Genomic DNA, 11,488 nt, shown 5'->3' on the forward strand with positions numbered 1-11,488 from the left:
AGTTATGACGATATTGTGGAGCAAGTAAGTAGGGCGTGGAATACATTTCGCTCAGATATTGATAACGTTAAGCGTATCTGTTCGAGAAAATGGATAAATTTGATCACTTAATAAAAAGTATTGGTATCATCAATCCATGCACCAGTATCTAAGCCTGCTTTGTCATCGGTACGGTCATAATGAACACGAACAAGTGCGTTGTCGCCAATATCGTAATCTACAACTAAGGCACCTAAAAAGCGGTCACGCTCACGGTTTTCATCGTTTTGATATTCACGCCAATATTCAACATCTTGTTTTACTAATATACCACGAGCTCGTAAATCTTCAGCTTCAGTTAAAGCGCCGCCAGCATCAACCATGAAGCGTGTTGAGCCATGTTGGTCAACATCAGCGCTGGCATTAAATAATGTTTGCGCAGTTGGTTTTTTGGTAACCATGTTTACCAAACCACCAGGACCTGATTGACCATATAGAATACTTGATGGACCTTTGATCACTTCAACTTGTTGTAGTATTTCGATTGGCTGTTGGTAGTGTGACCAATGCTGGTGGCCATCTCGTAAATAACCAGTGCCTGAACTTAGCTCAAAGCCACGAAGGTTAAATACTTCACGGTTACGTTGCTGTGAGCCTGCAGTTAAGCTGGCGTCATTTGTAAGTACTTCACCCAAAGTGGTAGCAAGTTGTTCGTTAACGATGGTATCTGTAATAACTGTGACAGATTGTGCCGTTTCGAGCAATGAAGCAGAGGTGCGCATTGCGCCTGATGCATTATCTACTTTGTAATCATTAAAGTAAGTGCCTTTAACTTCAATTTTTTCTATATTTTCGTTATTTTCTGCGGCGTGTACAGCGCCAACACTTGTAATTAGAGCAAGGTAAAGTGGACTTAATTTCATTCAATGCTTCCGGCTGAGTTGTGTAAAAACGATACGGATCTTAATGAAAACAAATTTTATTTACAATAGCTTTATTGAATAATTTATAACAAACGTTGTTAATGGTCGATATTAGCTATTTCTGCTATTATTAGCGCAATAATCACAAGGTAAATTTTTATCCTTGTTAGTTAACTTTTTTGTTTGGAAATAATCGTGACTGCAACTGCATTTTCTTCTCTCGCTTTACCTTCTGGTTTGGTCGATAATTTATCTACTCTAGGCTATAGCCAAATGACGGCTGTGCAGGCGCAGAGTCTTCCGCCTGTGCTTGAAGGGAAAGATATCATTGCACAAGCTAAAACAGGCTCAGGTAAAACGGCTGCGTTTAGTTTAGGTGTACTATCGAAACTTAATGTTAAGCGTTTTCGTATTCAGTCTTTAGTGTTGTGTCCAACGAGAGAGTTGGCCGAACAAGTTGCCGTGGAAATGCGTAAACTTGCTCGCGGCATACACAATATTAAAATATTGACTTTGTGTGGTGGTGTTTCAATCGGGCCCCAAATAGGATCGCTTGAACATGGTGCGCACATTATCGTTGGCACACCAGGGCGTGTTGATGATCATATTCGTAAGGGGACTTTACGGTTAGATGATGTTGAAACTCTAGTTCTTGATGAGGCTGATCAAATGCTTGATATGGGCTTTCAAGATACCCTAGATGCCATTATTGATTGCATTCCACAACAGCGCCAAACATTACTATTTAGTGCAACTTTTCCACGTGCGATAGAAGCGGTTGCTAAACGTGTTTTGACTAATCCTGTTATGGTCAAAGTGGAAGATGAACAAGAAAAAAGTACTATTAAACAGTATTTTTATAAGATGGATAATAACAAGCAACGTTTTAATACGTTAAAATTATTACTGTTGAAGTTCCAGCCAACCAGCTGTGTAGTGTTTTGTAATACCAAAGTAGAAACACAACAAGTATGTGATGATTTAGCTGCAGAAGGCTTTAGTGCAGTGGCATTACATGGTGATTTAGAGCAGCGAGAACGCGAGCGAACACTTATCCACTTTGCTAATAAAAGCGCCTCTATTTTGGTCGCTACCGATGTGGCTGCCCGTGGTTTAGATATTGATGATATGGATATGGTTATTAACTATCACTTAGCACATGACCCACAAACGCACGTTCACCGTATTGGTCGTACTGGCCGTGCGGGTAAAAAAGGTATTGCATGTTCAATTTACGGCGATGCTGAGCAGTTTAAGGTCGCGCAAATTGGCGATCATTACGAGTGTGATTTTTTACCTGAGCAGTTACCACCGTTTAGCTTGTTAGAAAAGCCACCATATAAACCGCAAATGGCTACACTAATGATTGATGCAGGTAAAAAGCAAAAGGTGCGTGCCGGAGATATTTTAGGCGCACTAACAGGCAAGGAAGGTGTTGCTGGACGTCAAGTGGGTAAAATCAATGTACTTGATAACGTTGCATTTGTTGCAGTTGAGCGCAATTGTGCAAAACCAGCACTACGCAAATTAACTGAAGGTAATATTAAAGGGCGTAAAATAAGAGCTCGCCGCCTAACTCGCTAATTACTTTGAACGACTGAGCAGCTGGCTTTAAGCTGCTCGTATTCCTCTCTAATACGTTTAAATATTTCTTCATCTTCTGCAGATTTATCGGGATGATATAAAAATGCCAACTGTCTCCAGCGCTTTTGTATCATTTTTAATGTCGCATTTTCTGCTAATTGCCATTGTTTGAGTAAAGCACTGCGGGTATGCGGTTCAAGCTGCTGTTTATTATCTTTTTTGGTGTCAAATTTTTGCCAAAACCGATCTAATAAAGCTTCAATTTCTGTGATTGAAGTATCATAATTTTGCCAGTTTAAGTAGTAGTCTCTTAAGGGGTCCACTTGGCTTAATGGGTTGCTCTGTGATGCCTCACAAAGTTCTATATGTAAGCTGGCGATTTGTAAATATTGAGTAGGTGCTAATTGTTTTTGCAATTGGAATAAGGCATTCATAATTAAAAAATTACGTTTAAATAAATCCCGATGAGGGTCTTCATCTAGCGTCGCCATTGTGCCGTTATTAGTTAATTCCAGCGCTAAAGTATGAACTTTCCAAACCCGTTTTGTTAAAATTAACTCAAAAATCACGTCTATCAGTGGGTTTAGCATTGTTTGCACTCTAGTTAATAGTGTATCTTGAACACATTATTATATTTAGATGCACAATGGAATGTTTTACGGCTTTCTAGCGGTGCTCTCATTGTTTTAACTGCTAAATAAATACCAAGGACACAGATATGTTGGGTCAGTTTAAGCGTCTCTTTTTTATTGCTTTTATTGTTGTACTTAGCATGTTCCCTAAGGTTAATGTTGCGCAATCTCAAACGTCTTTGTTAGAGCAATTTGAGCAAGCAGATAATTGGTCGAAAAAACAAACGCTCGCTACCCAGCTTCTTGATACAAAAAATCTAACCAAGCAGCAAATAGTTTCAATTTATGCCGCGATGGCTGAGCGTGCTTTTACTGAAAATGATTACCCTGCAGCTATTTCCTTTTATAAACTACTAGAGCAAAACACTAGTCTAGGCAATCAGCCTGAGCTGCACTTTAGAGCTATAAAAATGCAAGGTGTGACTTATTATTATCAGGGCTTAGTTCAGCAAGCTGTTATTGAGTATAACCGAGCATTGAATATAGCCACTCAACTTAATAACCGTATCAAGCAAGCGAACTTACTGAGTAATATAGGACTTGCTTATTTTGATATGTACAATATGGAGCTAGCGCTAGAGTATTATCAACAAGCGAAAGCTATATATGAAATCAGTGGTAGTGCGCAAGATAAAGCTGACATATTGCACAATATTGCAGGGGTATATACTCGGCTTTCACGCTACGATTCAGCACTTGATATTTACCGACAAGTTTTAGATGTATTTCAACAACTGGATGATAAAGACGGTGTTGCACAAGCTTATGGTAACATGGGGGTTGCTTATGATGAGTCTGGACAAGATCAGCTAGCCCTCCATTATCATCAGCTTGCATTACGTTATTACCAAAGCGTTAATGATGCTTACCAGTTATCTACTCGCCATAATAATTTAGCAAACTTAAACCTTAAAATAGGTGAGCTAGATACAGCTCAGTATCATGCTCGATCAGCTCAGAATTTTGCAATTGAAGCTGACAATAAATCATTACTGCTTGCTGCCTTACATGTACTAGCCAAAATACAGTTAGTACAAGGTGATTTAATAGGTGCGAAAACGAATCTTGAAAAGTCTATTTCTTTAGCTAAAGAATACAAAAGTGAAATGCGAGTTAAGGATGGGCTAGGGATTGAAGCGTTATTACGTGCAGGCTTAGGTGATTTTAAAGAAGCAATACGTTTACATCAGAAGTTTGTTGACTATCAACGAAGTTTAACCAGCGAGGAAATTCTCAAAGCACTAAATGTATTTCAATCTCAGTCTGAGGCAACCCGGTTAAATCAAGAAATTCAACAGCTTAAGCAAGAACGTAACTTGCAGGAGTTACAAATCGAAAAACGCTCTCAATTTACTATTTTATTAGCTATTGTGGTGTTTTTAGTGCTTATGTGTGGTATTGCAATTTATCGTCGAGCTGTAGAAAAAAGGGCAAAAATACAGTTATCAGAGCAAGTTGAGCAGCGCACCCAAGAATTGCAGTTTGCCGCCCAAGAATTACGAGCTGCTAACAAAATTAAAAGTCAGTTTCTTGCTAATATAAGCCATGAGATACGAACGCCTTTAACAGCTATTTTAGGCCAAACAGACGATTTAATTAACGGCTTGTACGAGCCTCAGCAGCTACAAGATGAGCTCTTTGTCATCAAAAAACATAGTGATCATTTAAAAGATCTCATTAATGATGTGCTTGACCTTAGTAAAATTGAAGCAAATCGTCTTGAATTGAACCTAACAAAATTTGATTTAATCCAATTGCTCAATGATGTTTACACAATGAGCCAAGCGCAAGCATCGCAAAAAGGTTTATTCTTAGTGTTTGATAATCAGTTAGATGATAGCTATTGGGTAAAGCTAGATTTAATGCGTGTGAAGCAAATACTGATTAACTTGCTCACCAATGCAATTAAATTTACTCAGCAAGGCAAAGTTATACTCAAGGTGATTAACACGGACAATGGCGTGCAATTTACCATTGTAGATACGGGTATTGGCATGAGCGAAGAGCAGTTAAAAATGGTTTTTAAATGTTTTCAGCAAGGTGATAATACGATTAGTCGACGTTTTGGAGGGTCTGGCCTTGGATTGTCGCTTTCACAGCAGTTAGCAATGATGATGGGCGGCTATATAAGCGTATTAAGTGAACAATATAAAGGCAGTGAGTTTACATTTAACTTACCTTGTAAGCAGTATGCTGCTGAAGATTTTAATGAAAGTAATGAGCAAGCTCACAGGCTTAGGCCTTTGCAAGGGAAAGTACTCCTTGCAGAAGACCATCCGGATAACCGTCGTTTAATCACTCGCTATTTAGTATCTCTTGGCTTAGATGTCATTGCGGTTAGTAATGGTGAAGAAGCTGTAGAGAAGTGTTTAAGTGAGTTTCCAGATATTGTATTACTTGATATACAAATGCCTATTATGGATGGTTTGAGCGCCTTAGGGTTACTAAAGGAATGTGGTTTTAATAACCCTATTTATGCATTGACCGCAAATGCAATGAGTCATGAGATAGAGAATTATATTGCTCGTGGTTTTACCGGCTACCTAGGTAAGCCAATAGATAAAACAATTTTTTATCAGACTATTGCTGAGCACTTACCACAGATACATGACGTTAGCTCTACTGTTAAAGATGTCGGGATGGCAGATTTACGTAGCAGTTTTATTGCCAGTTTTGAACAAGAGTCGCAATTACTTGCAACACATTTACAGCTGCGAGACTTTAACGAATTACAGCAAGATAGCCATCGAATTCTTGGTGCTGCGAAAGTCTTTGCAGTGGATAATGTCGCTGAACAAGCGCTAAAACTAGATAAAGCACTGTTACACAAAAGTGATATGCTAGCTTTTGAGCAAATAGAAGTGTTGGTAGCTCAACTAATCATTGAGTTACAAAAACCAGCAACAAAAAAGCCCGCATAAACGGGCTTTTTTAACATCAAAAGATCTACTGACGTTTCATTGAATCAAAAAATTCATCATTGGTTTTACTCATCGATAACTTATCGATTAGGAATTCCATCGCATCAATTTCAGACATCTCATGAACTATCTTACGCAGAATCCACATTTTTTGTAACTCAACTGGTTTTGTGAGTAGCTCTTCACGACGAGTACCTGAGCGGTTAAAGTCGATTGCAGGGAATACACGTTTTTCAGCAATTTTACGATTCAAGTGCAATTCCATATTACCAGTACCTTTAAACTCCTCGTAGATAACTTCATCCATCTTTGAGCCGGTATCGATAAGTGCCGTTGCGATAATGGTTAAACTACCACCTTCTTCAACATTCCGTGCCGCACCGAAGAAGCGTTTTGGTTTATGTAATGCGTTAGCATCAACACCACCGGTAAGTACTTTACCAGAAGAAGGAATTACAGTGTTATAAGCACGTGCTAAACGAGTGATTGAATCAAGTAAGATAATGACATCTTTCTTGTGCTCAACTAAACGTTTTGCTTTTTCGATGACCATTTCAGCTACCTGAACGTGACGACTCGCTGGTTCATCAAATGTTGATGCAATAACTTCGCCTTTTACAAGACGTTGCATCTCAGTAACTTCTTCCGGGCGTTCATCGATAAGTAAAACCATCAATGTAGCGTCAGGGTGGTTATGGGTAATTGATTGAGCAATGTTTTGCAGTAGCATTGTTTTACCCGCTTTTGGCGGTGCTACTAATAAACCACGTTGGCCACGGCCAATAGGAGATGCTAAATCAAGAACTCGCGCAGTAATATCTTCGGTGCTACCGTTACCACGTTCCATACGTAAACGTTCGTTAGCATGCAGTGGAGTGAGGTTTTCAAAAAGGATTTTAGTACGAGAGTTTTCTGGTCTATCAAAGTTTACTTCGTTTACTTTTAGTAGAGCGAAGTAACGTTCACCGTCTTTAGGCGGACGTATAAGACCCATTATTGAGTCACCAGTACGCATGCTAAAACGACGAATTTGGCTAGGTGATACATAAATGTCATCGGGGCCGGCTAAGTAAGACGCTTCTGATGATCTTAAGAAACCAAAGCCATCCTGTAAGATTTCTAATACACCGCCGCCAAAAATGTTTTCTCCACTTTTGGCGTGGGCCTTAAGGATAGCAAAAATTATATCTTGCTTTCTTAAGCGGGCTACGTTTTCGAGCCCCATGGACTCAGCTAAGTCTACAAGTTCTTTGATCGACTTGTCTTTTAATTCGCGTAAATGCATATTGGTGGGTTCTTTATTACAGTTATCATACTCATATAATCGACATTGATTAGTGAGAGAGGTTTGTTGGTAAACTAAGGATTAGTTGGCTTTATAAACTAGCAGTTCACTGGCCCAGCGTCCAGTCTTTATACAAAATAAACGCAAAAAAAGGGCAAAATGCCCCTTTTTTAATATGTACTAGATATTGTTTTCTAAAAATTCAACTAATTGAGTTTTAGAAAGCGCACCAACTTTAGTTGCTGCAACTTGGCCATCTTTAAAAAGAAGTAACGTTGGAATACCACGAATACCAAACTTTGGTGGTGTGCCGGCATTTTGATCGATGTTTAGTTTACCGATAACAACGCGGCCATCAAACTCATCTGCTACTTCATTAAGAATAGGGGCGATCATTTTACAAGGTCCGCACCATTCTGCCCAAAAATCAACTAATACAGGCTTGTCTGATTGTAATACGTCAGCTTCAAAGCCATCGTCAGTTAATTGAATAATTTTCTCGCTCATTGCGCTCTCCGATAAGTTAGGCGAATTATTTAATGCGTATTTAAACACTCTTGTTTCTTATTGCAAGTTTAAACGTTATGCTTAAACGCTATGACTAAGACACATTTGACCGATAAAAAGTTTTCAGACTTTGCTATCGCACCGGAAGTGGTTACCGGTTTAACCGAAAATGGGTTTGAATACTGCACTCCCATTCAAGCTAAATGCCTACCTTTTATTTGTGATGGCCGCGATATTGCGGGTCAAGCACAAACAGGTACAGGTAAAACGTTGGCGTTTTTAACTGCCACATGCCATCGGTTATTACAATCTAGCAAAGCACCTAGTAAACATCCAAGAGCCCTGATCATGGCCCCAACTCGGGAGCTTGCGATTCAGATCCACAAAGATGCCAAAATTTTAGCGCCACACTGTAATCTTAACTTAGGTTTAGTATATGGTGGCGAAGATTATGAAAAACAACGTGCGCAACTAGAAAAAGGCGTAGATATTTTAATTGGTACTACAGGCCGCCTTATCGATTTGTATAAGCAAGGCTGCTATACCCTTAATGAAATTGAAGTTGTAGTGCTTGATGAAGCCGATCGTATGTTTGATCTAGGTTTTATAAAAGATATTCGTTATATGTTCCGTCGTATGCCTGATACTTCTGAGCGACTCAACTTACTGTTCTCTGCAACGCTATCATACCGCGTACAAGAATTAGCCTTCGAACATATGACTAATCCAGAGCACGTTCAAGTTGAGCCAGATGTAAAAACCGGCAAACGCATTCAAGAAGAGCTTTTTCATCCGTCACAAGATGATAAAATTAAACTTTTACTGACTTTAATTGAAGAAGAGTGGCCAGATAAAGCCATTGTTTTTGCGAATACTAAACATAGTTGTGAAACAGTTTATGCATGGTTAAAAGCCGATGGTCATCGAGTTGGTATGCTAACCGGTGATGTAAATCAGAAAAAACGTCAATCTATTTTAGCGCAATTTACTAAAGGTGATTTAGACTTCTTAGTTGCGACAGATGTTGCCGCTCGTGGTTTACATATCCCTGAAGTAAGTCATGTATTTAATTTTGATTTACCAGATGATTGTGAAGACTACGTTCATCGTATTGGTCGAACAGGCCGTGCAGGTGCTTCAGGTCATGCAATAAGCTTTGCCTGTGAGCAATATGCTTATAATCTTCATGAAATAGAAGAATACATCGAACACAGCATACCTTTATCACATTATGATAAAAGTGCATTGCTTGATGATGTAACTAAGCCTACTATTCATAGAAAGCGCAACTATTCGACAGGCCCTCGTAATCGTAGTAATAACAACGGACGTAGACCAAACAATAGCTACCAAAAAGCAAGGTCGTAATTTACGACTGTTGTATAGTCGTATTAGTAACTAGAGGTTTTTGAACGGTGGGGCAACTTAAACCGCAAAAAAATGTTTATGCAGTAATTGATTTGGGCTCAAATAGCTTTCATATGTTAATTGCCAAATCAATTGCTGGCGGCTTACAAACCATAGGCCGCGTTAAACGCAAAGTAAGATTAGCAGCAGGGCTTGATGAAAATAACGAATTAAGTACTGAAGCAATGCAAAGAGGATGGGAGTGCCTAGCACTTTTTGCTGAACGCTTACAAGATATTCCTAAAGCCAATATTACCATTGTGGCAACCGCTACATTAAGATTGGCAACCAATGCTGATGTATTTAAACAAAAAGCAGAACAAATTCTTGCTCACAAGGTAAATGTTATCAGTGGTGAGCTCGAAGCGCGTACTATATATAAAGGGGTAGCACACACTTCGTCTTGTAGTGGCCGCCAATTAGTTATTGATATAGGAGGTGCAAGTACTGAAGTTGTAATAGGAAAAGGGTTTGATGCCCTTCACTATAAAAGCCTTAATATGGGTTGCGTAACTTATCTCGAGCGTTATTTCAAAGATGGCAAATTAAGCGAGACCAACTTTGATGCAGCGATAAAAGCTGCCAGAGTCGTAATTGATGAAATAGCCCCAAGTTATAAAATAGCTGGTTGGGAAGTAGCTTCTGGTGCGTCAGGTACTGTTCAAGCAATCCAAGAAATTATGGTTGCGCAATCACTAGATGAAACACTAAGTCTTGATAAGTTACTTGAAATAAAAAATCAATCAACTTCCTTTAGCACGATTGCTGAGCTGGACTTACCAGGATTAAGTGAAGAGAGAAGATTAGTTTTTGTTTCAGGGCTTGCAATTTTAATAGCATTATTTGAATCACTTGAAATTGAAAAAATGGGTCTAGCTGGTGGAGCACTGCGAGAAGGTGTTTTATATAGCATGATCCCTGAGTTCCATAACCACGATATTCGTAAGCGCACAATCGATGCATTTATGAGTCGTTATCATGTGGATCAAAAACAAGCGAATCGTGTTGCTGAGTTAAGTTATCAGTTAGCACTTCAAGTGAGTCAGCCATGGCCTGAGCTAGCGCCAAACGGTTTTGCATTATTGAAAGCGATTGCCCATTTACATGAGATAGGCTTACTCATTGAATATAAGCAGTACCAAAACCATACCGCTTATATTTTAGAAAACACCGATATGCCGGGTTTTTCACAATCAGAGCATAAATTAATTGTTGCTGCAGCAAATGCCCATCGCGCTGATTTGCAAAAAGGTATGTTTCAACATTTAGGTTGTCATCAAAAGCTCGCACAGTATTTAACAAGGTTGATCAGGATCTCTGTGATTTTATCAATGCGCCGTCAAGATGATGTATTACCAAAATTACAGTTATCTGTTAATAATGAAGTGTTAGTACTTTCATTAGAAGGTGACTGGCTAAATGCACATCCATTAATGGCAAGTGAGCTTCAGCTTGAGTCTAAACAACAAGCAAAAGCAGGATGGAAATTTTTAGTTAGGTGAAAAAGGCTCGTTAGAGCCTTTTTTTGTAGCAAAATACCGCACTTTGTTTTAAAAGTGTTCAAACAGTCCTTTTTTTTATAAAGATCGAAAAAAATGCTTGATCTGTTTTTGGATCTCCCTATAATGCGACCCCACTGAGACGGCAGAGCAGGCAACGCTTAGCGAGGCAAGCAAGTTACTTAGTAAGTCGAGTAAAACTTAGGTTTAGATTTTTAATAAAGTTTAAAATTAAGTGTTGACAAAAAAATAGGAAAGCGTAACATGCGCAGCCCTAGCGAGATAAAGCAAAGCGCTTTAATCGCAACGTTCTTTAACAACATAAAGCAATCATCTGTGTGGGCACTCGTACAGATTGAGTTCTAACAGCTGAGCTTAACTTTCTTTTAGATAGCTAAGTAAGGCAAAAAATTTAGAGTCTCAATTGAAACTGAGTGACCAACAGAATAGTTACTTTTAGTAATTATTCAGCACAGTCAATTCAATATCGAAAGATATTAAATAAATTCAGAATTCATTGAGCTGTTCTTCGGAACATAAAAACTTTTAATTGAAGAGTTTGATCATGGCTCAGATTGAACGCTGGCGGCAGGCCTAACACATGCAAGTCGAGCGGTAACAGAAAGTAGCTTGCTACTTTGCTGACGAGCGGCGGACGGGTGAGTAATGCTTGGGAACATGCCTTTAGGTGGGGGACAACAGTTGGAAACGACTGCTAATACCGCATGATGTCTACGGACCAAAGGGGGCT

7 protein-coding genes, 1 rRNA gene and 1 pseudogene are annotated in these 11,488 nt (G+C 39.1%); 5 read left to right on the top strand and 4 right to left on the bottom strand.

The features are described from left to right. Positions 1–125: 125 nt before the first annotated feature. A pseudogene (locus QMA12_RS21505) lies at positions 126–902 on the bottom strand (TonB-dependent receptor plug domain-containing protein); the annotation flags it as partial. A gap of 195 nt (positions 903–1,097) precedes the next feature. On the opposite strand from QMA12_RS21505, the gene dbpA reads away from it, so the two are divergent. Further along, positions 1,098–2,486, top strand: a complete 1,389-nt coding sequence (dbpA, locus tag QMA12_RS21510; RefSeq protein WP_290211440.1) for an ATP-dependent RNA helicase DbpA — start codon at positions 1,098–1,100, stop codon at positions 2,484–2,486. Here the strand turns inward: dbpA and QMA12_RS21515 are convergent. Next, positions 2,483–3,076, bottom strand: coding sequence for a DNA-J related domain-containing protein (locus QMA12_RS21515; protein ID WP_290211441.1), 594 nt, complete (start codon positions 3,074–3,076; stop codon positions 2,483–2,485). The two genes, dbpA and QMA12_RS21515, sit on opposite strands and share 4 nt — an antisense overlap. A gap of 128 nt (positions 3,077–3,204) precedes the next feature. On the opposite strand from QMA12_RS21515, the gene QMA12_RS21520 reads away from it, so the two are divergent. Beyond that, the gene (locus tag QMA12_RS21520) at positions 3,205–6,039 is read left to right on the top strand and encodes a tetratricopeptide repeat protein (RefSeq protein WP_290211442.1); all 2,835 of its coding nucleotides are present in this window, start codon (positions 3,205–3,207) and stop codon (positions 6,037–6,039) included. Positions 6,040–6,064: 25 nt separating this feature from the next. Here QMA12_RS21520 and rho read toward each other — a convergent pair whose 3' ends face one another. Together rho and trxA are read right to left on the bottom strand one after the other, a co-directional pair. Then, a complete protein-coding gene (gene rho, locus QMA12_RS21525; protein ID WP_087531197.1) occupies positions 6,065–7,324 on the bottom strand; it encodes a transcription termination factor Rho in 1,260 nt (419 codons plus the stop codon). Positions 7,325–7,504: 180 nt separating this feature from the next. Next, positions 7,505–7,831, bottom strand: coding sequence for a thioredoxin TrxA (gene trxA, locus QMA12_RS21530; protein ID WP_058561197.1), 327 nt, complete (start codon positions 7,829–7,831; stop codon positions 7,505–7,507). A 90-nt stretch (positions 7,832–7,921) separates the two neighbouring features. On the opposite strand from trxA, the gene rhlB reads away from it, so the two are divergent. From rhlB to QMA12_RS21545, 3 genes are all read left to right on the top strand, one after another. Continuing rightward, a complete protein-coding gene (gene rhlB, locus QMA12_RS21535; RefSeq protein ID WP_087531196.1) occupies positions 7,922–9,199 on the top strand; it encodes an ATP-dependent RNA helicase RhlB in 1,278 nt (425 codons plus the stop codon). Between the two features lie 47 nt (positions 9,200–9,246). Continuing rightward, positions 9,247–10,740: a guanosine-5'-triphosphate,3'-diphosphate diphosphatase gene (gene gppA, locus QMA12_RS21540; RefSeq protein ID WP_290211443.1), complete on the top strand. Its 1,494-nt coding sequence runs from the start codon at positions 9,247–9,249 to the stop codon at positions 10,738–10,740. Between the two features lie 544 nt (positions 10,741–11,284). Continuing rightward, a 16S ribosomal RNA gene (locus tag QMA12_RS21545) occupies positions 11,285–11,488 on the top strand; the annotation flags it as partial.

Origin of the sequence: Pseudoalteromonas sp. APC 3893 (assembly GCF_030408095.1) — a bacterium.
Classification (GTDB): Bacteria; Pseudomonadota; Gammaproteobacteria; order Enterobacterales; family Alteromonadaceae; genus Pseudoalteromonas.